A 21,593-nucleotide genomic window follows, 5' to 3' on the forward strand; every position below is an offset into this window, starting at 1 on the left:
TATTATGATTATCGCAATTCGAAGTGGTCTGTGTTGCGACGCTCACTGAAAAAGAGAGGATTCCTCAGTGAATCAGGCCGACTGGTGAAACTTTATCAATTTTGCGGGCGGGTGGTCGCTTTTTTCAGGCAGTTGCTCAACGCCTGCTCGCACAGTTCACCAAAATCGATACCCGCCTGAGCGGCTGCTTTGGGGACCAGGCTATGATCGGTAAAGCCGGGAATCGTATTCACTTCCAGGACCCAGGGCTGCTGGAAACGGTCTACCAGCAGGTCCACGCGGACAATGCCGGTCGTGCCCAGCGCTGTGCAGGCATTCGCGCCGGTTTTAATAATTGCCTGAATCACGTTCGTCGGCAGATCGAATTCAAACAGGTATTGCGTCGAATCTTCAGTGTACTTGGCTTCATAGTCAAAGAATTCGTGAGGCGTCTCTATCTGAATCAGCGGCAGCACCTGGTCATCGACAACCGTAACGGTCCATTCGGTGCCTTTGATGGCTGATTCCAGGATGCCGAACGAATCGTAATGGAAGCATCTCGCGAGTGCCTGTGGTAATTCTTCGGGAGTTTTCACAATCGTCACACCCAGGCTGGAGCCCTGGGCATCGGGTTTGACGACCAGGGGGTAACCCATGCTGCGGGCATGTTGTTCGATACGACCGGCGTCGTCCGATTCATGAATCAGCACATACGAGGGTGTATTCACATTGTGCTGAATGAACCGCTCTTTGGAAGCTGATTTACTGAAAGCCAGTTTCGAAGTCGCGGCGTCACAGCCTGAGTAGGGAATGCCCAGTCGATCGAGCGTCGATTGAATCGTGCCATCTTCCCCATACGTTCCGTGTAAGGCGATGAACACCACATCGCAGCCGGTCCAGTCAAAACGGTCCAGATCCACCAGGGAGGGGTCAATGATCTTGACCTGATGCCCGCGCGACGACAGTGCTCGCGCGACCGTCTCACCACTTTTGAGGCTGATTTCGCTCTCAGCCGATTCTCCACCTGAGAGAACCACGATATTAAAAGTCGAAGAGGGATTCGTTGGTGAATCGGTCATCGGGAAGCCTCCTTGCCGCCGTCTGCTGAAAAATATGATGCTGGTTTATTAATCGATCATCTGATGTATTCAAGTTGCGGAATTTTAGCAATTCTAACCGAATCTGCAAACGTTGATTCTCTATCTCACCAAAATGTAAAAACAGGCAATTTGCGTGGTATGCAATATTGCTTATTGAAACAGGCGAATGGTCTTTCTCAGCTGGCGGTACGCTTTTTTCCCCAGCGATTCAGAGGGTACTGCGATTTTGGCCTGCCCAGTCGAGTGAATCAGTGGCTGTTCGATCGGTGTTTCCAGCGTGACCAGTGCCAGGTACGAAGTACTGCTGAGCTGCTGTTTTCCGGAGGCATCGACTTCGGTGATGAGTTCTTCCCGGTGAATCAGATTGGGATGCAAATCATCCAGATCAATTTCCGCAATTTCCTGAACCGTTCCCGTTAAGATCTCACCCGGATATTCATCCAACAGGATGCGCACACTCTGACCGGGTTCGACAAATTCGACATGCTCCTGATCGACGATCAGTCGCGCCTGCAGTTGTTCTGGATTGCCAAGTGAGCATAACCAGGTGCCCCGTTCCAGAAAGCAATTCCGGTTATCCGCATCAAAGGGGGAACCGATCCAGGCGGGCAGATCTGTCTCATCAGGGTTAGCAGTCTTTCGCGGGGCAGGGATCAAAGTGCCTGTGATCGGTGCCTTGAGTGTGAGCCGTCGCTGGTCGGTCTGCCTCTGCTTCAACTGGTCTTTGAGATCGAGCAGTTGTTCCCGTGCTGTGGGGAGTTCCTGCGCTGCTTCCGGATCATCCAGCTGGCGACGTTCGAGAGTGGAAATTCGAATATCCTGTTCGTTGATCTGCCCCGTCAGCTTGAGAATGTCCTGTCTGATCTGTTCGTTCGACAGCTCTGCGATTATGGCCCCTTGCTCAAGCAACGTTTGTGGCGTGGCCACGGATTGGAGAAAACCGGGAGCGGTGACGTAAACGTGTTTGGCATCCTGCAGTTCGATAAGAGCGGGTGCGGTAACCCGGTGAGGCAGGGGGATTAACAGCAGACACGCCACAAGAAGGAGCACACATGTGGAACGAACGCTAAAACGTCGCCATTGGATCTGGCCCGCTTTGGAGTAGTTTTGAATTTCAACGGCGGCAGATTTCACAGGCACAATCAACATTCCCATCAGCACAAAGGCCCCCATGACCTGCACGATAATTTCCAGGCCGTAAGGTTCCAGAACATAATAACAGACGGTCAGAATTGCGAACACAATAAACCAGCGATAAATCGCCGAGGCGATACCATACGTAAAAAGAAAACGTCTCAGACGCCTGGGTTCCTTGAGCAGAGTCTCTGCTTTGTGTCCGAAAAACCAGTGGTGCAGTCGATTGGAAACGACTGTCTGTGCCCGCTGTCGCAGGTTGGGTACCTCCAGCAGATCGAGCAGAATATAATAACCGTCGTAGCGCAGCAGCGGGTTACCATTCAGCAGCAGCGTATTCACCGAACAGACCACGACGATATTCAGGCAGAGGGAATGGAACAGGCCGGGAAAGGAAAACCACCAGAGGAACACACAGACCGCAGAGATGACCAGTTCCACAAAGATCCCGGCGGAACTCACTATGATGCGATGCCATTTATCGCGCATGGTCCAGGCGTCGCTGACATTCACGTACAGACAGGGAATAAAAGCCAGGAGCATCACGCCCAACTCCCGACACTCTCCACCCAGGTGTTTACAGGCGAGCGCATGCCCCAGTTCATGGACAATTTTAACCAGCGCCAGACTACAGGCCAGCAGCAGCAGGTTCCGCGCTTCGAAGAAGGTCGCGAATTCGGGAAGCTGAGAGATGACCGTGTCCAGATGCGTGGTAATCAACGTCACCGCTGATCCCATCAGTAACAATGCCGCCAGCAGAAATAGAGGGGTAAAACAGATGGCAGTCCATGGTTGCAACCAGTTCAACAGACGATGCGGGTCGATACCTCGAAAGCGGATCGCCAGCGGGTTCATCCAGCGTGCCCGCCGCGCCTGCTGCTGTTTCTGTAACTGACGGTCCAGCAGAATTTCCCCCTGCCCAAAGGCATCTGCGATGATCAGGCCGGACTGATGCAGCCGCGACAGGAATCCCTGTAGATGAGAGGCCTGCAGTTTTTGAGGCAGGAACCGTTGTTCGTAATTTTTCCGAATGGCATCGAAGGAAGCGCGTCCATCCAGTTGTTGCAGGATGAAATATTCCTCTTCGCGCAGCTGATAATACTGCAGTGAAATCGGATCTTTGATGCCCCAGTATTTTTTTCCACCAAACTGCAGCGGTTGAACATGCAGATCGGCCCGCATTTTCAATCGCAGTGGCTGGTTCGAAAAGTCTTGAGGACCGAACGACATGGTGGCTGGCGTCGCTTTCTGAATCGAACGGGGGTTATTTAATGATTAAGGAAGCCCGCATGCCCGGTTTCAGTTTGAGGTCTGGGTTTTCAATCTCGGCCCAGACGCGTGTCTGATTGTTGACCGCATTGATTTCGGGACTGACGAACGAAATTTTTCCCTGGAATTCCATGGTCTGCTTAGTACCGGGATTCACGACCAGGGTGACCGGGCGATTCATCAGGTCCTGTCCCTGCAGCCGCGAGGCATTGATCAATCCTTCTGCCCGCAGTCGATCGAGCCTTAAAATTCGCAGGACCGTATCACCGGGGCGCACCCATTCACCATCGCGGATCAGAATCTGCACGACCATGCCGTTAATCGGGGAGACTACTTTACGCCGCTGCACTGCCAGAGAGGCAATTTGTTCAGCGTTCCGTTTCAGGCTGGCTTCCAGTTGAGTCGTCTTACGTTCTTCGGACGCCTGTTCGATTTCCAGTTCCGATTTTTCCTCGGTGAGCTTCAGGCGATCCAGCTCGGTTTTGGAAATGCTCTTGGGGTATTTTTTGATCGAATCTTCGGCCCGCCGCAGTTCGGCATTCGCGACTTCATAAGCTTTCCGGGCAAAGCGGAGATCGACATCATTGGCGGCTTTGAGTTGCGCCATTTCGTATTCCAGTTTGGCCTGCTGCAACAGGAGCATTGCTTCGGAATCTTCGATCTGGGCCAGTACGTCACCTTTTTCGACGCTCATACCCTCTTTGACCTGGATCGTATTGAGCTGCCCGACTTCCCGCGCAGGGACTTCCACTTCTTCGATCAGGCTGACCAGTACCGAATCAATCTGCAATTCGGGCGTATCCTTCGATTTGTCGTCGGCGGCGGTCAGGGTCTGCTGTAAAAACAGCGTCACGATGGTGAACAAAACGGGAATCGTGCTGGTGGTATTCATGTTCTTCCCTTCCTTCTCAGAGGAAATCAGCAGGAATGGATGAAGTTAAAGTCAATAACAGTCAGGATAAACGATTATTGACTGCTGTGAGCCTCTCATACCACATCCGCGGAGAGATGACCATCTAAATCGACCGGTCTCTGGCTCTTGTACGTGAATCGAAGCAGGGATCTACGGAGAACATTGTCAGAATACCCTATTTTTTGGCATCCTCAATTGAGAAGCGGTCAATGTGTGCGTTAAGATCGGTCTGAAAGATGCTTTTCTCTCGCAATTGAAACAACAGATATTTACGAACTTTTTGTTGCCAGGTATCAGTTTTTATGGATCAACGCTCAGCCTTAAACTCACGACAGACCGATTCCCGCCGTTCTTTTCTGAAAGCCGCCAGTGCGGTTATCGCGGGCCGTTTTTTTGCACCTGCCATACTCGGCGCGGAAGACAAAGCGGGCAGCAAGCCGCCGGTCCTCGGGGAAGGGGCATTTCAGTATGAAGCGATCCATAACTGGGGTGAGGTTCCCAAGCATATCCAATGGGGTGAGACACATGGCGTATGCGTCGATTCCAGTGGCCTGATTTATATCAAGCATCGTTCAAAAACCAAAAGTCCCATGGATGCGATTGTGGTTTTCGACCCGGCTGGAAAATTCATCCGCTCATTCGGTAAGGAATATCATGGCGGCGGACACGGGATTGATGTTCGCAAAGAAGGCAGCGACGAGTTTTTGTATCTCTCCGATACGAAGCATGGCGTCGTGGCAAAAACAAGTCTGACTGGCGAGGTTGTCTGGACGATCGGACGACCAGCCGCTCCCGAACATTATAAAGATACAAAGCAGCGTTACAGTCCCACGAATATTGCCTTCGCTCCCGACGGGGGATTTTATGTCGGCGATGGGTATGGTTCTCACTATATCCACAAGTACACGAAAGAGGGGAAGCCCGAATTTTACTGGGGGGGAAGTGGAACAGAGCCGGGCAAAATGAAAACGCCGCACGGGATGTGGCTGGATGAACGGGATGGTACACCGAAAATTGCGGTCTGTGACCGGGCCAATCATCGTTTGCAGTATTTCTCGCTCGACGGAAAACATCTTGGTTTTGTCAATACGGTCAGCTTTCCAGCCGATATTGATATTCAGGGAGACATCATGGTCGTCTCCGATCTGCATGCACGTGTGACATTATTTGATAAACAGAACAAAGTGATCACGCACCTGGGATACGATCAGGACTGGACGAACAAAGTGCTGGATGGCTTTAAAGTGCGTACACAGCCTGAAACCTGGCAGGCCGGTCGGTTTGTCCATCCACACGATGCCTGTTTCGATCAGGAAGGGAACCTGTTTGTCACCGAATGGGTTTCTGTGGGACGTGTCAGCAAACTGAAGAAACTGAGTTAATAGACACTGATCCGAATCGTTTTACTCGCCGCTTTAATATTCAATCCGTTTGGAACCTGATGAATTTTTCACACGAGTTCGATGAACAGCGTTTCTTCGAAATCTGGACTGCCGTGCGGATTGAACGCCCGGTAAATTTTTCCTTATTTACCTTCGGTGACCAGAAACTGCCTTACTATCTGGTCTGTGGTGCCGCGGAGAGTGGTTCGACAGTCACGATCCGTAAAGGAGAAGTCAGCATTACCCGTCCGACGATCATTACTCCCGATCGTATGGAGCCGGAGTTTCGTAATTTCTTTGAAGAGCAGGAAGAAGCCGACCTGGCTGCCTTTCTGCTTTCACGGACCGCTGGGTTTTCGAATCTGAAATTTGCCAATACCAGCGGCCCCGAACGGATCGTGAGCGACAGCATTGAAGAAGCGGTCGCTAAACTGAATCGTCAGCTGGACGACGAAGAGGAAGAACACGTGGCGATCCTCAGCGCACCGCCCGGCATGGGAGGCATCGCGGTAATGCGGTATGCAGCCGAGCGGGTCTGGGAAAGTGCCCCCGGGAATATTCAGGAATTACGCGAACGCGGCTTTCTGAATTGAACAGAAGCGGAGCACGTTACTTCGGAATCCGATTCAAGGTGTAGTAAGCATCGGGATGCAGCAGCGACTGTCCGTCTTGGCTTTTAACCCCTTCGGCGTTGAGTTCATGCACATACAGTTCGCGCAGGCCTTTGACTTTGAGCTGTGCTTTCAAGCCGTCTTCTGTAACCGTGACGTTTTCGATCTCAAGGTTACGAGGCAGAATTTCATCGCTGCCGTAGGAAGAGTGATACGTGTAGGTGTAGCTCTGCAGCTTGTAAGACTTCGGGTCCCGAGCTGACTTGCGGTCAACCGGTTTGGTGAAGACCAGTTCGAATCCCCCGGGTTGTGCCCGCATCTCTTTAATTTCGAACGGCATTTTTTTCGTCCAGACCAATCGCTGCAGACCATATGAGGCAGTGCCCAGGCTGCTCCAGCCCCGGTTAGTCAGGCCGACAAACATGCTGCCGTCAGTTCCCTGATCCATACGAAGTACTGCGGAAGCGAAACCGCTCCGAAAGGGAAAGCAGGCCCCCTGGTATTCGCCGTCCACTTTTTCGAGGAACACGCGCTGAATGGAAGCCTGTGTAAACTCGCCCACAAAAAACTGCCCATCAAAGGGGCCAAATTTACCGCCGCTGTTATCGAGCATGATGTCCGTTGCCGACTGACCGGCTTTCTTATACGGGAACCAGACAGCCGGTGGCTTGAGTTGTGGCATCCGTTTGAGGGCTTCGGGAAATGGCAGTCCGTTGGGAATTTCTTTGATTCCCGTTACCGGGGAACCAGGAAGACTCATCGATGCGAGAGCTTCAACGTGATGGAAAAACGCACCTTCGCGCATGTGATGCAGTGAATTGGTAGCGACCCAGTTTCCCTGCTGATCGGTGTAGAACACGTCGCCGGCACGGTTCACACCCAGGCCCGCCGGGGACCGCATGCCCGCACAGACGGGGATCAATTCGCCCTCCGGAGTACACTTCATCCCCCAGCCACGCCAGCGGCCTTGTGAAAAGCCCAGCGTCGGATCGGTAACCGCCCGCGATTTATGTTCCTTCTTCAGACCCAGTCCAATGTTTAACGTGAGCCACATATTACCATCGTGGTCGAGTACGGGGCCATAGGCATATTCGTGGTAATGACCAGTGACACCCCAGCCTTTGGCGACGGTCATGTATTCATCAGCGATGTCATCGCCGTCAGTATCGCGAATGCGCGTCAATTCACTGCGCTGGACAGTGTAGAAAGCGCCGTTTTTGTAGATCAGTCCCAGTGGTTCATGCAAAGCGGTTGCGAAGCGTTTGTAGGTCACATTTTTGGGAGGTTCTTCGTACACGCCGTCCATGATCCAGATTTCACCTTTGCGAATAGCGACGGCAATGCGATGGTCGTCGAGCACCGTGATGCCACTGACTTCCAGTACCAGGTCGCCGGGGGCCGGTTTCCAGTTGGCGGCCCGCGATTCGGTTTGTGCTTTGGGGGTCATGATCGAATCAAGTCGATAATAGTCCTCTTCACTCTCCGCAAAAACGGACTGGCTGTTTCCAGCGCCGCCGACAAACGTGATGCAGAGCAACGTCAATGTAGCCAGGAGTGCGCGATTTACCATTGGTAGGTCACCTCAATCGTAGTGTTATCTGTAGCAGGAACGGGGATGATCCAGTCAGATTGGTTGTCATGTTTGCGAAGGATACCGGCTTTCGCCAGTTCAGGTGAGATCGAAACCTGAAGTCCCGCCTGATTTTGCATGGTCGTCGCATTCAGTTGCTTCAGAGTTTTACCAGTCAGGCCGCGAAACCAGAGCGTCTCTGAATCGCTGGATTTCTGATTGCCTGTGATGGTCAGGCTGCGTTTCAGAGTCTGTTTGTCGGTTGCTTCGAAGCGGTCTTCAATATCAATATTCCCGCTGGAGTACAGGAAGGTGGGGATGCCTTTCGCATCGACGCGGTATCCTCGAAATTGCGGATCATTGGCATCTGGTGAATAGACGGGCCAGGACTGCTGTTTATTTTTCAAGGAAGCAACCGCTGCACCAGCAGGAAACAGAACCGCTTTACTGCCCAGCGGGTCGGCGGGGGGCGCGAAGCGAATGAACCAGGTTCCCTGGGCATCCAGGAATCGGCCTTTCCAGGCGAGGGCGGGGCGGACCTGTTCGGCATCAAAGGCGAAATGGACTTTCTCCGGCAGGCCCACTGCGATGGCGTGGGTTCCTGCTTCCTGCATGAAGGTTCGCAGGACAATCGGACGTTTGTCGGGAACCAGTTCGTAGTTTTTAGATTTTGCTTCCAGGATTTTTTCAGGCAGAGGCTGTTTGGATCCGGCTTTCAGGTAGCCCCAGAGTGCTGCAATCTGCTGATCGACATGACCATCAAGCAGTCCTTTGTTCTGACTCTTTCCGCCCGGGAAAAACGTAGGCATGCGGGTACGCGCTTTCAGGGAAGCAGGGTCGAGCAGGAATTCGCGGAACCAGCCGGGATGCACGCGGTTGGTGACATCACCCAGATCGGTGCCTACTACGCCTGGCATGCTTTCGCCACGAATCGGGTGACACTGGATGCAACCGGTCTCCAGCATAGTGCGGCCTGACGACGCCAGTTTGTTATGATCGGGGAAGACTTTTGTATCAGGCAGCTGCGCTTTGCCATCGACTTTTTCGAACGCAGTGGGCAGACTCGAGACCTGTTGTCTGGGAAAGACCGGCATGCGGGCCTGCATGTGAAAACGGATGTCGCCGCTCCCATTCAGAACTTTCGACAGCCATTTCTTCTGCAGTTTGTAGCCGATCCCGGTCAGTGTGGGAGGAATGCGGCCTTCATCACCCAGGTCGACATGTGCGGCGGTTTCAAAGTAGGGCTTGCGATTGAAGCCGACGCCTCCCCGTTTGTCCCGTTCATGACAGGCATAACAGTTGAGCTGCAGCACCTGAAAATCCAGCTGCTGTTCAGGACGGGACGATTTCTGAGCGGGCAGACTGATGAGGGTCTGCTCAGTCGCCGTCTGTTGCTGCTGATCGAGCGGATACGCGGGCATGTTTTTCTGAGCGGAGCGCAGGCAACTGTTGGAAGCGTCTGCGTTTAATTTCGCGAGTGGCTGAGCAAATTGTTTCGGTTTGAGGTTTTTTGCTTCGTGGCAGTTCACACACTTCAGTTCGACAAACAGTTGTTGTCCCGCAGTGATTAAATCTAGGTTGCTGGAACTTTCCTCTACAGTCTGTGAATCCGCCTGTTTCCGCAGCAGGTAGGCAGCAATGTCGGCTGCTTCGACCGCTTTGAGTTTAAGTTGCGGCATTCGACCAGCGGGGCGAGTCTGTTCGGGATTGAGCAGAAAAAAAGTTAATGATTTAGGTGTGTATTTGGCCGGAAGATTGCCGTGGGGTACGGAATTGACGGGACGCACGGCGGCGGCCAGTCCCAGTTCCTTAATATCTTCGGGGTCGAGTTGTGCGAGCATTTTATCGGAGGGAGAAATTTTGGTTTCCCCCGGTTCATACGTTTCATCTGGATCGTGGCAGGCAACACATCCGATTTTATGATACAGCTCCTGTCCCTGTTCGACGTTGCCTTTTCTCCAGAATTCATGAGGCACCGGGTTGGCGCCGGTCGCTTTGATCACAGGATATGCAGACTGCTGTACGGCGAGAAACGCGGTCAATGCGCTAATCGCCTGCTGTTTTTTTTCAGCAGGCAGGCCGTGCAGCACATCAGGCATCGTGGTGCCTGCTTTGGTGGTTTGAGGCGCGGCGAGGAATGCGCGAATCCATTGTTGCTGCAGATGATTGCCGGCTCCCGTTAAGCGAGGACCACGCTTGGGTTGCAGTTCAGAACGCTGTGAGGGATGACAGGCGACGCAACTCAGCTCGCTGATCAGCAGTTGACCTCCCGCCTGTGGTTCCAGTTCGTCATGCCGGGCGAAGCGATCAAAGCCAGCGACAAAGGGGGCCATTTCGGTTTCACTTTGAACCGATTGACCGGCGATCAGGAAAACCAGCCCCAGGATGGTGAAAATCCAGCGTTGTCTCATCAGGTGTCTCTTTCATGTTGAGCGGTGTCACAGGTCAGATTCAGGGAAGATAAGATCAACGTCAGCTAAACAGACGTTGATTTTCGATCATAAGGTAGCAGCCGACTCGAAGCAATCAGAGTATGCGTCAGATTTGTATCCTTTTTCCGCAATCATGAAACAGATTCCTTGAGTTAAGGCAGAAAATCTCCCCCGGATTTATTGAGAGGAACTCTGAGTGGATGCGGGAGGAATTTTTTGACTGCGACCCCGGCTCCAGCCTTCGAGCCTTCTGCTGCGCAGCGCGCCGCGGAGGAAATATTCCTCTGGTAAAGAACTTAAATGTGCCTGGCGTAGTGGATCCCGTTTCGACTGCCAGTCAGCCGGTTGCAGGACCAGTTGCAAGGAGAACAGTTTTTCATAGAGCGCATCGGCAATCAGTTGATGTCCTTCAATACTGGGATGGACATGGTCGACGAGCCATTCACTGCCGGGAATACCATCCGGTGTACGTTGCTCTATCAGACTGCGGATATCTACCAGGGGTACGTGAAATTCCTGTGACAGGTCAAACAGGGAGTCATGCATCGGTTCCAGTATTCGCAGCGGGCAGATGTCTTCTTCTTTAGCTTTTGTGAGCCAGGTCTTTGCTTCCGGGAATCGTCGCAGATGTTCGCAGGTTTTTCCTACGCTGTAGAGCAGACCCGCGTGCTGGTGATCGACGGTAACTGCTTCTGCCCACAACTGCATTTTACGGTCGGCTGCATTCCAGTCACAATCGTAGGCTGCTTTCCAGCAGGAGATCAGTTGATTCTGCTGTTTCTGCGAGAGACCGTTTTCAAATTCACATTTAAACGGGGGACAGTTTTTGAGGTTCGATACCGGATTGACCAGCACGAGCGGTACGTCTGCCTGCTTCGCAAGCAAAATCATCTGTCGTACATTGTATTTAAAATGATTGACTATGCCGCGACGATTGTCGAGGTCGCGATGATAATCTTCCAGACCTTTCTGGAAATCGAGCCGTGCATTCACGTCTGCAGTCAGGACGGTTTTATTTGAATTCATGGTGTCCTCACCCACGTCCGGCAGGATACGTTGCATGAGAGACGCGATGCGCAGATTCCGGAGCGATTTCTGTGCTGCCAGGTAAATAGGTGAACTCTGTTTGAGATCGCCGTAGGAACGTTCTTCCAGAAATTCGTTATGGCCGGTATAGACGATGAGCAGGTCCGGCTGGTACTGCAGCGTTTCACGCAGGATGGGAACCAGGCGATAGCTGGCGTACGAGACGCCGCCACAGTTGATGACTTCAAAGTTCCGCTCAGGCTGTGCTGCCTGCAGATTGATTTTCAGCCATGTGCTGAATGACGTTTCAACAGCATAAGGTCGGCCCTGAACGGTTGAGCCGCCCAGCACAAAGACGCGAAACGTATCAGCGGGTTTGTGGACGGGGAACGCTTGCGGGCGAAAGAAATCGATTCGTTCCGGAGCGGTCTGATAGCTGGTTCCTGCAGGATTTTTGATAAACAGTGTGGCATCAGAACTGAAGGAGATATAGGGGTCCTGACTGTCGGGCAGTGGTTGGATGTTGCACAGACGGAGTGTGAGTTCCAGAATCACCAGCAGAGACAAACCCAGCAGGATGGCTGCACCGCGAAACAGCAGCGGATGGCGGGTTCGCTGTGGATGTGCTTGTGGATCGGATTTCGGATGACATGCAGACGGCATCTCGAAGATCTCAGTTTCACAGGAGAGCAGGGCAGGAGAACGAAACACATTCATCCTATCGCGCGTCATCGTCCGGGTCCAGAAAGAAAAGCTTCCTGGACTGATCAAGGGGACGTAAAAAAACAGGTTTCACTCCGGAGAGCAGAACCTGTCGTCATTGTTATCTCTGATTCAAGTCAGACGTAAGTCATGCTGTGAATCGCTACTTCGCTTTCGAATCCAGATCAAAATTCACGGTATTCTCACCCGGTTTGACTTCGGCAGTGAGCTTTGAGTTTTGATTAAATTTCGCCGGGACCTGATCTTCCGTGTCATTCGGCGAACCTGGTTCACCCATTTTACTGATGCGTACCGTATGCTGGCCGGGTACGGCTCCTTTGGTGTCTTTGTTATAAGCCAATACATAATGACCGGAATCATCCGTCATGCCCACCGATGGGGCTCCCGACTGAGGTTGAAACGTGACGGAGGCCTTCGTAAGAGGTGCCCCGTCGAGTGTAATCGTACCTGAGACCTGACCCAACTCGGGTGTGTCGGCAGCGCCCCCTGCGCATCCGACAAGCAGGCCAGCTGTTAACAGGCAGAGTGCTTGAGAAAACTTGAGAAGATTTATTAACATAGGTATCACTAACCATTCTATTAAGTTTTAAAAATCGGCGACCACTTCGCCGGCATTGATGGTCTGAATTGCCCGAAGAGTATTGATGTCAATATTCTCGCTGATGAACCGCACCGCGCCGTCTCCCAACAGGGCATGACAACCACCTACGTGTTCGCTTCCCGGAGAACCCCATTCGGCTCGGGAGTCGGTAGCGGAATAAGGCTGATTGATTTTTCGATAGGGGGCGGCAATCACCGGTCCTGTCGCAACATAGGTTGCCCAGAAGGGGCCTCGAATTGCGGACTGCTTTTCCATCGGGGTTTCAATCATCAGCATCGAGTTACTGGTACCATCACTGAAATCCCGCATTCTGGCTGCACCGTTGTGACCAAATGCGGTCTTGGTTGTTGTCGCAGTTTCATACGTTCCCCCGCTGGAATTATCACCGGTATTGTATTCGATGTAAATAAAGGAGTAGCTCGTGCGATAATCTTTGTTGGTCGCATAGGCCATATTTGAGGTATAGGTGTAAGGTCCATGCGAATAGGAATCGCTGGGGCATTCGAACACAGCGATCGAGTGGGAAGTCGCTGCCGTTTGAATCCCCGTTGTGGGGGCAGTACAGGCACCATTGCCATCACCTAAGCCGGTTGCCATTGAAAAATTAATCTGATTGTAGATATTGGCCTGATCAAGGAAGGGGAGCATATAGATTTGCCCTGTGTGATTGCGGGTCTCCTGGGAACCCAGCCAGATGCAATCATAACCGCCGCCGTTCACATCCCCCGGGGGAAGGATGCGGTGGGAATCATGGTAGTTGTGCAAGGCCAGCCCTAACTGCTTCATATTGTTCTTACAGGTAGAACGCCGGGCAGCTTCACGTGCCTGCTGGACAGCCGGCAATAACAGGGCAATCAATATGGCGATAATTGCAATAACTACCAGCAACTCGATGAGGGTAAAACCCCGTTTTAATCGACGATGGAAATTGAGTGCCATTGGTTCGTTTCCTTAAGATTAAAATGACATTATAAGCAAAACTAAGTAACGATAACTAAATTGACATGAACCTTCTATTCTACCCGTATTAAGAAGATTGAGGCAAGAAAATATAACATAAGTTTGTTAACATATGGCATATTATTTAAATAAGATTAACTTGCAGGCACGGCCTTGCAGACGTGGCGCACTAGAGCGCATCACATTTAACCATAGCGTCTGTCAATCTAATATCCTCGGTCCAAGTGGACCTGGAGACGCTACAGTAAAACTGGACACAGTCTAGAGAAGTCTGGGCTGATGACAGCCCTGGCCTGAGAGGGAATTCAATCCATAAACACCAGGCATTTCTTGGTTCAAATTGAGCCAGTTTACGGACGGGCTTGCAGGCTCAATGCGCGTTCGTTGAGGGCTTTTTGCAGTGTCGCCGAGTATTCTCTGTACTCTTGATCCAAATCGGTATAAGAGACGCCCGTTAGTTCGGCGAGAGACTGCGGGTTATTGCGTACTCGGGAATTGACGCTGTAAAGCTGTGTCAGCTGGTTGATAAATGCATCCCGGTATTCTCCACGTGAGGCGTGCATGAAGAAATGCGACAGCCCGGAAGCCTGACTGTAATTGGGACTGATATTGGGGCTGGTTTGAAAGGCATTGCGGCCCATCGCAGCGAACGTTTCCAGGGGGATATAGTATTCGTCTTTCAGCAGTCGAAAGCGGGCGGCGTTGAAGCGGATATGATTGGGGTTTCCAGCGCGGAACTTTTTATCCTGCTTTTCAAAGGACTCCATGTAGCAGGCGATTCCTTCGACAGCCCAGAAATGATTCTTCTCGCCAACCTGACGGTTCCTGCCTTGAAAACTGGTTTCATAAAACAGCTGGTGGGTGGCTTCATGATACAGTGTTCCCAGGTCGCCTTCTGCATCAGGGCGATGATAGAAGTGGGAGATCCGATCGCCGAACAGATAGATGCCGTGCGTGAGTCCGATCTGGGGAATGTCTTTCTGGAGTCGCTGCAGATATTCCTCGCGCGTGCTGTAGTAGTGCATCACATGCTGATCGTTTTTATTGCGACGTTGAAAGGGATTACGCGCTCCTTCAAACAGTTTCTGCATTTGTTGGGGCGTGTTGAAGAATGCTGCGAATGTCTGGTGGAAATAGCGGTAAAAGTCTTCCATTTCGGTAGCCAGCTTCACACCCATTTCCAGGCTGTGGTTGGTTTTGATCAGAAAATGTTCGGTTTTGATTTCCCAGGCGTTGCGGAAATCGCGCCGGATTTCTGCTTCCTGTGCCGCTGATTTCCAGCGTCCGTTGACATAGCGTTCACCCTGCTCATAACGGGTGATATATGAAGCGGGTAACCAGCCAAACTGGGGATGCCATTTCTGTTTGCGATCGTGCATCTCTTTTTCAAAAGGGGTCGCCCATTCGTCGCCGTTCCGTACGTAGCCCAGAATCTGCCGCACGGATCGATGATCGGGATTGTGATAGGCGGTTTCCAGTATCAGGTCGTAAGCGTAACTGGGGAAGCCCGCATGCAACACTTTGCGGGAGAACACGAACAGATCATTGGCCTGTTCCTCCTGCAGGTTCCGCAACTTCAACCGCCAGCTGCGTTCAGCGGCGGGTAGACTGAGAGGCAGATCCGGCCGGACGTCACGCGGTAAAGGGTTGGCCTGGGGATCAAAATCCTGCACGTCTTTAATGATTTCGGTGATGGTCTGCACGCCCGCCTGCTGTTGTTCACGCTGACAATTCTGTGCCAGTTGGATCAGTTTATCCCGAAACTCAGTTTGCAGAATACCGTACTGTTTCTGATAGGTGGCCAGCACACGCGGGTTTTGTGCGTATACGCGACTCGACTGCGTCCACAGCAATACAATCAGGGTCAGCAGACAGAACCCGCGATAGCCGATCGAACGCCCCGCCGGTTCCTGTTCTGAGAATCCGGAAATGGAAGAGTACCGCTGAGATTGCTGTTGCGTGCCAGGCATGTTCACAGTTGTTCCTTATTCGAAATCCAGCAAAGACTTTTTTTGCAGGCATAACTTCTTATTCGATTGTAGGGGAGTTTGTGGGGGGAAAAAAGAAAGAATCTCCCATTTCGCGCGGAATCGACTTAAGGCAGCCCCTGTATTTCGGTTACCCCGTGTAATGTGACCCGATCATAGGACGGAGAGAACTCAATCTGTTGTGAAACGCTTCTGGTCGGAGTCTGTCCAGAGCGTGAAAATCGACGAAGTGTTGCTTTGCGGTTTCCAAACGAGCGGAGTGTGTACTGGTCCTTTGACTGATCAAAGCTGATGGTGTCGGCACTGGCGCTGAACTCCTGGCTGGTGGGAGTCCGTTTGCTTTTGATCAGAGTATTTCCTTCTACTTCGGCGTTCCCTTTCGCCAGCATGGAAATGGATTTCTTTTCCTGTCCGTCGATATCATGTTGAATCAGTTTCAGGCTGTTACTCCGCATCGAACCGGCGCCGGGGGGCAGTCTGTCCGGGTCGATGGTATCCAATGGTCGCTTCACGCCGCCGTAGGTGATCTGCACGCGATCATCAAAAGTCGTGCTCCGTTGTGAAACATTGCCGGCCATTTTTCCATTGAAGTCGATCCGGGTGTAATTCCAGCTGTCGCTCTCCGTTTTTTGCGGCAGGTTGGCCTGCGATACTTTGGATTGCGAAGTGGTTTTTTCAGGATTTTCCCGTCGCCACAAAACGAGCCAGCCGGGACCACGGGCCTCGGCGTTCCCGGTTTGCTGGTCCACGTTCATTTGCCAGAAACTGGCGCGACGAATGCCAACCAGGCGGTTGTCCAGATATTCATTACTTTCCACTTCGACTCCATCGCGGCAGGTAATGAAATGCACGTCCGGTTTTTGTTCGCTGGGATTTTTTTCCGTAAAGGAGACCCGGTCAGACAGGATGACTTCCATCTCCTGGCAGCGCAGCCGGTTGTCGCCCAGGTTGGTTCTGACTTTTCCAAAGAAGTTCGCGGTCAACCCATCAAAGATCATTTCCTGTTCCCAGTGAATTTCCAGCAGGTTGTCCTGGCTGTCTGCGTCTGCGGCAATGGGAGACGCCAGGCTACTCTCTTTTGTGATGCTTTCCGCTCCGGAAAGTAATCCACCAGCCGCCTTTTGTCCGCCGCGCACCGGGAGCAGCAGTAAGCCTTTCCCCTGGACTTCCGCCCGATTTGCCAGGCGGTACAGATAAATGTGTTCGCCTTCAATCTGAGAACCCTGGGCATTGATTTTGGCGGGGTTGCCAATCACATGCAGGACCTGATCATTGCTGCCTTTGTTTTGAATATGCAGTTGATTGCCCGTGATATGCAGGGGCTCGTCCTGCAGGGCATCGAACTGTTCGACGGTCACATTTCCTTCAGTCCAGACCTCGGAAACTTCGTCTTTATCCTCGTCATTTTTCCGGATGCGAATTTTCATCAGCTCTGCAACCACCATAATCGGTTCCGGAGAAGCGTCTTTGTTTCCAGGAAGCAGCGAATTTTTTTGTGCTGGAACTTTGGCGCGACCTGCAGGGTTCGCAGCAGTTTGTGGTCGCTGTTCAGGCAGTGTGTCTTCCACAGCGAACGCCGCATGTTTCACTGGGGAAAGATTCGGCGGAGCCGTTTCTCCTATCGGCGCATTGGGTGCCGACTGGGGTTTTGTTTCTTCATCGAACCAGACTTCGAGCCGTTTTGTTTTTCCGCGGAGCTGCGGGCTGTAAATTGCCACGTCCCGTTCTGCGATCATTTTATACGGGTCAACTTTGTTCTTCATCTTCTGTGAATCATCGCTGTCAGTCTGATTCACAGGCAGTCGCGCGTGCTGTGGCTGTTTGACTGAAGGGAGTTCTCCCTTGAGCCACAGGCAAATTTTATGCGCGGCAAGTGCAAATTCCGCGTCTGGTTTTCTGACGATGCAGTCTTTCTCCAGTTCCACCATTTCCAGTCTGGTTTCCGGATCAATCGACTTTTTCATATAATCAGCCCATTGCGCAGCCATCAGCAGTTGTCCGCTGCCCGGATCACGATGCTTGATAAATCCGACGCCTTTGCAGAGTACGGTTTCCAGTCGCCCTTCCTGATCCTGATTGATCGTGATGTCGGGGCATTGCAGTTCCGATGCTTGCTGGAAAATCCGCACAGCCTGCTGGTCCTGCAGCATGATGGTCTTGGTCGCTTCGTTGTATAACAGCCGGGTCATTGTGCCGGTAAACTGGTTTTCTGAGGAAGTCAGCGTGACATTTCTGCCCGTCGCCACGAGTTCCTCGAAAGTCAGTTTTCCACTGGAGTGGGTAGTCTGAGCTGCGACGTCTGTGAGTGTATTACCCTGTTCATCTTTACGCACGAACTGTAGTTGGAGCGTATCACATTCCAGTGTATCTGCATGTTGTGGACTGGTTGGGTGGAAGACCCGCACGTCGTCAGTAAACGTACCCTGATTCGTTTCCAGGTTAAAAGTAAAACTGCCTTTACTTTTTACCTTTGCAAAGCGTGAAGCTCCGTACTCTGCAGGCTTGGTGCTTTTCTTAATCGCCAGTGTCATTTCCACGTCGTGGCGTAACATGATTTCCCGAATGCCTTCCACTGCAGGCTTGAGTTCCTGGAGTTTCGTTGTAGAAGGGATCAGCTTCATTTCGATGCCTCGCGCTTTGCCGCGATGATCTTCATAAGCAAACTGGACTTCGTGGGCACTCCAGATATTCATCGACGCTTCATCGTAGAAGAAATTGCGGCCCCAGATGATCAAACCGTTGGGACCTGTAATTTTTACACGACCATCCAGTGAACCGGCAACCATCCGCCCCGGATCGGTGTGTTTAATTCCGAATGGATATTCAAAACGGACCAGAGCTTTTTCACTCACCAAAGCGACAGGTGCTTCAGTTTCCCCTTTTTTCCGGTCGAACATCAACATGGCAAAAGGTTTGAGGCGGACGGCTTTGTTGTTCTCCTCCTGCTCCCACTGCTCGGTGTAGACAAAGATATTTTCATCTTTGAACTGATACCGGGCATCGGCGGCCCAGTCATGCTCGGGTAGAAAAGTTTTCGCTTTCTCATTATTCCCCGAGGCATAAGCGGGAGATGTGAAGACTTCTTCGGGGAACTCCTGGCGGATGACCTGTTCTTTAATCACCGTGCGCATGGCCTGCGCGTAGAGCAGGTAGGCACCGGACAGCACGGCTGTTGTGAACCAGGTCAACAACAGGCGGTTGGCTATCAGGCGATCGAAAAATCCATTCCTGTTATAGTGAATGGTTCCGGTCATGCGAATGGAAAACGTTTCTAGTAGTGGAAGTGAAAGGTCAGTAGAAATGAAAAGGAAAACCAGATTACCCTGTTTTCTGGCTGGTGCCGGCAGATTCCAGTCCGGGCTGCCAGCCAATCACGTCTGTAATATCTATCAGCCCGACCAGATGCTGTCCCTGATCTACGACGGGCAGCTCACTTAACTTGCGGGCTTTCAGTAAATCGATGGCTGCTTCCAGGGAAGCCTCATCCTGAATCGTCGCGGGTTTTCTGGTCATGACCTGGGAAATGGGCTGATCCAGTTGTTCTTCCCGGCGCTCTTCCAGCAGTCTGGCCAGATCACTGTCTGTGAAAATTCCCGTGACCCGGTTGGCATCATTAATGATGATCACAGCCCCGCTGCGTCGACCGGGCAGGCTCAGTTTTACAAAGGCATCTCGGATGGAAGTGGTTTCTCCGGTAACACGTACTTCAGTTCGGGGGCGCATGACTTCATTGATTTTTGTTAAACGGCGCCCCAGGCTGCCACCAGGATGAAACGTGGCAAACTCTAATGGCGAAAAGCCTCGTGCTTTGCTGATGACCAGTGACAACGCATCGCCCATCGCCAGCATGGCTGTGGTCGTCGTCGATGGCGCCAGCTGATGCGGGCCCGCTTCTTTCAGGTCTCCCAGGCACAGAACCACCTGGCAGGCAGCGCCCAGTGTGCTCGACGTCCGCGCCGTGATTCCGATGATAGGCAGATTCATTTTCTGTATCAGTGGCAGCAGGCGACGTATCTCTTCCGTTTCTCCGCTGTTGGACAAGGCGAGAATCGTATCCTCGGCGTGCAGGCAACCCAGATCGCCGTGAATGGCTTCCGCGGGATGCAGAAAATGCGAACGGGTTCCTGTCGAAGAGAGCGTGGCGCAGATCTTCTGGCCGATCAATCCCGCTTTCCCCATGCCCGTTAAAATGACCGCGCCTTTGCGGGACATGATTAAGTCGACCGCGTCGCAAAGTTCGGTTCCCAGTGCGCGGCCCATCTGGCGCAAGGCGTCTGCTTCGCTGAAGATTATCTCACGCGCATCTCGTAATTGATCAAACTGAGAAAACTCTATAACCGACCTTGCAGGCAGGGAACTCATCACGCCAGTCCTTTATCGCATCCTTGCGGGCATGTTCAGGGTGCGGGAGTATAAAGAGATCCCTGAAACAGGTCAATGTGAATCTGAGGGCCAGGATGTGTCGTAAGGTGTTGTTTTCAAAGGGATTGTGGTGTTATGTGTTTAAAGGGTGTCTGGTTAATTCAATCCGAGTAATCAGGTTGAATGAGTGATGAAGCGGGGATTGTCCAAGAATGAATCAAAGGGCACTCGTATTTTCATCATAAGAATCTACAATAAGAAGCCCGGCGGCCATGGGGCAGCTGGTCGTCTCATCTGGGCTCACTGCGTTTTTTCAGTAGAAACAGCAGGAAAATATTTCTACCCGCCGTAACGTACGTGCCGTAGAATCAACGCAGAAATTAATGTCCGTGAATTCACAACATCCTGATATCAAACGGGATGTAGTTGATGCTGCCAGTCAGCGGCAGGGGTGAATCACAGGGGGCCTGTGTTTGTGAATCGTATCCGCACAGGAACCGGTCGTAAAACTTAGCAGAGTAGAAACAGTAGTCGGAATATCATGTTTGTAGATCGCGTCGATATTTATTGTAAAGCCGGTGACGGCGGTGATGGTTGTGCCAGCTTTCGCAGGGAAGCCCACGTACCCCGTGGCGGTCCGAATGGTGGTGATGGTGGCAAGGGGGGGGATGTGATTGTCATCGCCGATGAAAATGTCAGCAGCCTGGGAAATATTATCGGCCACAAACACTGGAATGCCGAGCGCGGCGGTCATGGGTCGAGCAGCTTGAAGACCGGGAAGTGCGGCGAAGATGCCATTATCATGGTGCCTCCGGGCACACTGGTGATTGACAGTAAACGCGGAAATCTGCTGCGTGATATGAAACAGAGTGGCGACAAGGTCGTGGTCGCCAAAGGGGGAAGAGGGGGCCGTGGCAATCGTCATTTCGCGACAGCCACCCATCAGACGCCCCGCGAATTTGAAAAAGGGGGAGTAGGCGAACTGAGAGACATTTCGCTGGAACTCAAGCTGATCGCCGATGTGGGGCTGGTCGGTAAGCCTAACGCGGGCAAATCGACATTGCTGAGTCGGCTTTCGAAAGCCCATCCGGAAATTGCTGATTACCCGTTTACCACCAAATATCCGAACTTAGGTCTGGTTCGTGTGGGCTTTGACCATCAGTTTGTGATGGCGGATATTCCCGGACTGATTGAAGGTGCGCACGCGGGCGTTGGCCTGGGTCACGAATTTCTCAGGCACGTGGAACGCACGCGGGTTCTAGTGCATCTGGTCGAACCTTCTCCCATGGATCAGACCGATCCGATTCAGAATTACCGCCAGATCCGGGAAGAGATGCGACTGTATGATGCCAGCCTGATGGAACGTCCGGAAATTATCGTTGTCACGAAAAGCGAGCTGCCCGATGCCGCACCGGTCGCCGAACTGCTGGGAGAAGAACTGGGAAGACCTGTTATGCAGATCTCTTCTGCAACCGGTTCTAATCTCGATAAGCTGGTGCGTATGATTATTGACGAACTTGAGGAACTGGAAGTTGAGGCGTAA

Annotated in this window: 14 protein-coding genes; 3 read left to right on the top strand and 11 right to left on the bottom strand. The window is 52.2% G+C overall.

What is annotated here, in order from left to right; genetic code table 11:
- Positions 1–95: 95 nt before the first annotated feature.
- The 3 genes from ACN0YH_RS13225 to ACN0YH_RS13235 form a co-directional block, all read right to left on the bottom strand.
- Positions 96–1,058 (bottom strand): D-alanine--D-alanine ligase, encoded by a 963-nt coding sequence (locus tag ACN0YH_RS13225; RefSeq protein WP_417380038.1) that lies wholly within the window; start codon positions 1,056–1,058, stop codon positions 96–98.
- 171 nt (positions 1,059–1,229) lie between these two features.
- The gene (locus ACN0YH_RS13230) at positions 1,230–3,443 is read right to left on the bottom strand and encodes a site-2 protease family protein (RefSeq protein ID WP_417380039.1); all 2,214 of its coding nucleotides are present in this window, start codon (positions 3,441–3,443) and stop codon (positions 1,230–1,232) included.
- Positions 3,444–3,477: 34 nt separating this feature from the next.
- Positions 3,478–4,374, bottom strand: a complete 897-nt coding sequence (locus ACN0YH_RS13235) for an efflux RND transporter periplasmic adaptor subunit (protein WP_417380040.1) — start codon at positions 4,372–4,374, stop codon at positions 3,478–3,480.
- Positions 4,375–4,697: 323 nt separating this feature from the next.
- Here ACN0YH_RS13235 and ACN0YH_RS13240 point away from each other — a divergent pair, with 323 nt between their 5' ends.
- Both ACN0YH_RS13240 and ACN0YH_RS13245 read left to right on the top strand, forming a co-directional pair.
- Complete coding sequence (locus tag ACN0YH_RS13240) at positions 4,698–5,777, top strand: peptidase (RefSeq protein ID WP_417380041.1); 1,080 nt, start codon at positions 4,698–4,700, stop codon at positions 5,775–5,777.
- Positions 5,778–5,836: 59 nt separating this feature from the next.
- Positions 5,837–6,370 (top strand): hypothetical protein, encoded by a 534-nt coding sequence (locus ACN0YH_RS13245; RefSeq protein ID WP_417380042.1) that lies wholly within the window; start codon positions 5,837–5,839, stop codon positions 6,368–6,370.
- Between the two features lie 16 nt (positions 6,371–6,386).
- On the opposite strand, the gene ACN0YH_RS13250 is transcribed toward ACN0YH_RS13245, so the two are convergent.
- From ACN0YH_RS13250 to ACN0YH_RS13285, 8 genes are all read right to left on the bottom strand, one after another.
- Positions 6,387–7,958 carry a hypothetical protein gene (locus ACN0YH_RS13250; RefSeq protein ID WP_417380043.1) on the bottom strand — a complete coding sequence of 524 codons (1,572 nt, stop codon included), beginning with the start codon at positions 7,956–7,958 and terminating at the stop codon, positions 6,387–6,389.
- Positions 7,952–10,369 carry a cytochrome oxidase gene (locus tag ACN0YH_RS13255; protein WP_417380044.1) on the bottom strand — a complete coding sequence of 806 codons (2,418 nt, stop codon included), beginning with the start codon at positions 10,367–10,369 and terminating at the stop codon, positions 7,952–7,954. The genes ACN0YH_RS13250 and ACN0YH_RS13255 overlap by 7 nt, the downstream gene beginning before the upstream one ends.
- A 198-nt stretch (positions 10,370–10,567) precedes the next feature.
- Complete coding sequence (locus tag ACN0YH_RS13260) at positions 10,568–12,148, bottom strand: SGNH/GDSL hydrolase family protein (protein ID WP_417380045.1); 1,581 nt, start codon at positions 12,146–12,148, stop codon at positions 10,568–10,570.
- A gap of 133 nt (positions 12,149–12,281) precedes the next feature.
- Positions 12,282–12,698 (bottom strand): carboxypeptidase-like regulatory domain-containing protein, encoded by a 417-nt coding sequence (locus ACN0YH_RS13265; RefSeq protein ID WP_417380046.1) that lies wholly within the window; start codon positions 12,696–12,698, stop codon positions 12,282–12,284.
- A 27-nt stretch (positions 12,699–12,725) separates the two neighbouring features.
- Positions 12,726–13,679, bottom strand: a complete 954-nt coding sequence (locus ACN0YH_RS13270) for a DUF1559 domain-containing protein (protein ID WP_417380047.1) — start codon at positions 13,677–13,679, stop codon at positions 12,726–12,728.
- Positions 13,680–14,050: 371 nt separating this feature from the next.
- Positions 14,051–15,670 (bottom strand): DUF1570 domain-containing protein, encoded by a 1,620-nt coding sequence (locus ACN0YH_RS13275; RefSeq protein WP_417380048.1) that lies wholly within the window; start codon positions 15,668–15,670, stop codon positions 14,051–14,053.
- Between the two features lie 125 nt (positions 15,671–15,795).
- Positions 15,796–18,942, bottom strand: coding sequence for a hypothetical protein (locus ACN0YH_RS13280; RefSeq protein WP_417380049.1), 3,147 nt, complete (start codon positions 18,940–18,942; stop codon positions 15,796–15,798).
- Positions 18,943–19,006: 64 nt separating this feature from the next.
- The gene (locus tag ACN0YH_RS13285; protein ID WP_417380050.1) at positions 19,007–20,050 is read right to left on the bottom strand and encodes a KpsF/GutQ family sugar-phosphate isomerase; all 1,044 of its coding nucleotides are present in this window, start codon (positions 20,048–20,050) and stop codon (positions 19,007–19,009) included.
- A gap of 541 nt (positions 20,051–20,591) precedes the next feature.
- On the opposite strand from ACN0YH_RS13285, the gene obgE reads away from it, so the two are divergent.
- The gene (gene obgE / locus ACN0YH_RS13290; RefSeq protein ID WP_417380051.1) at positions 20,592–21,593 is read left to right on the top strand and encodes a GTPase ObgE; all 1,002 of its coding nucleotides are present in this window, start codon (positions 20,592–20,594) and stop codon (positions 21,591–21,593) included.

This window comes from Gimesia sp. (assembly GCF_048262075.1).
In the GTDB taxonomy this organism is placed as follows: Bacteria; Planctomycetota; Planctomycetia; order Planctomycetales; family Planctomycetaceae; genus Gimesia.

Coding starts and splice junctions, on each gene's coding strand:
- ACN0YH_RS13250 (WP_417380043.1), bottom strand. CDS start 7,958: ATGGTAAATCGCGCACTCCTGGCTACATTGACGTTGCTCTGCATCACG.
- ACN0YH_RS13270 (WP_417380047.1), bottom strand. CDS start 13,679: ATGGCACTCAATTTCCATCGTCGATTAAAACGGGGTTTTACCCTCATC.
- ACN0YH_RS13285 (WP_417380050.1), bottom strand. CDS start 20,050: ATGAGTTCCCTGCCTGCAAGGTCGGTTATAGAGTTTTCTCAGTTTGAT.
- ACN0YH_RS13230 (WP_417380039.1), bottom strand. CDS start 3,443: ATGTCGTTCGGTCCTCAAGACTTTTCGAACCAGCCACTGCGATTGAAA.
- ACN0YH_RS13280 (WP_417380049.1), bottom strand. CDS start 18,942: ATGACCGGAACCATTCACTATAACAGGAATGGATTTTTCGATCGCCTG.
- ACN0YH_RS13245 (WP_417380042.1), top strand. CDS start 5,837: ATGAATTTTTCACACGAGTTCGATGAACAGCGTTTCTTCGAAATCTGG.
- ACN0YH_RS13240 (WP_417380041.1), top strand. CDS start 4,698: ATGGATCAACGCTCAGCCTTAAACTCACGACAGACCGATTCCCGCCGT.
- ACN0YH_RS13260 (WP_417380045.1), bottom strand. CDS start 12,148: ATGACGCGCGATAGGATGAATGTGTTTCGTTCTCCTGCCCTGCTCTCC.
- ACN0YH_RS13225 (WP_417380038.1), bottom strand. CDS start 1,058: ATGACCGATTCACCAACGAATCCCTCTTCGACTTTTAATATCGTGGTT.
- obgE (WP_417380051.1), top strand. CDS start 20,592: ATGTTTGTAGATCGCGTCGATATTTATTGTAAAGCCGGTGACGGCGGT.
- ACN0YH_RS13255 (WP_417380044.1), bottom strand. CDS start 10,369: ATGAGACAACGCTGGATTTTCACCATCCTGGGGCTGGTTTTCCTGATC.
- ACN0YH_RS13265 (WP_417380046.1), bottom strand. CDS start 12,698: ATGTTAATAAATCTTCTCAAGTTTTCTCAAGCACTCTGCCTGTTAACA.
- ACN0YH_RS13275 (WP_417380048.1), bottom strand. CDS start 15,670: ATGCCTGGCACGCAACAGCAATCTCAGCGGTACTCTTCCATTTCCGGA.
- ACN0YH_RS13235 (WP_417380040.1), bottom strand. CDS start 4,374: ATGAATACCACCAGCACGATTCCCGTTTTGTTCACCATCGTGACGCTG.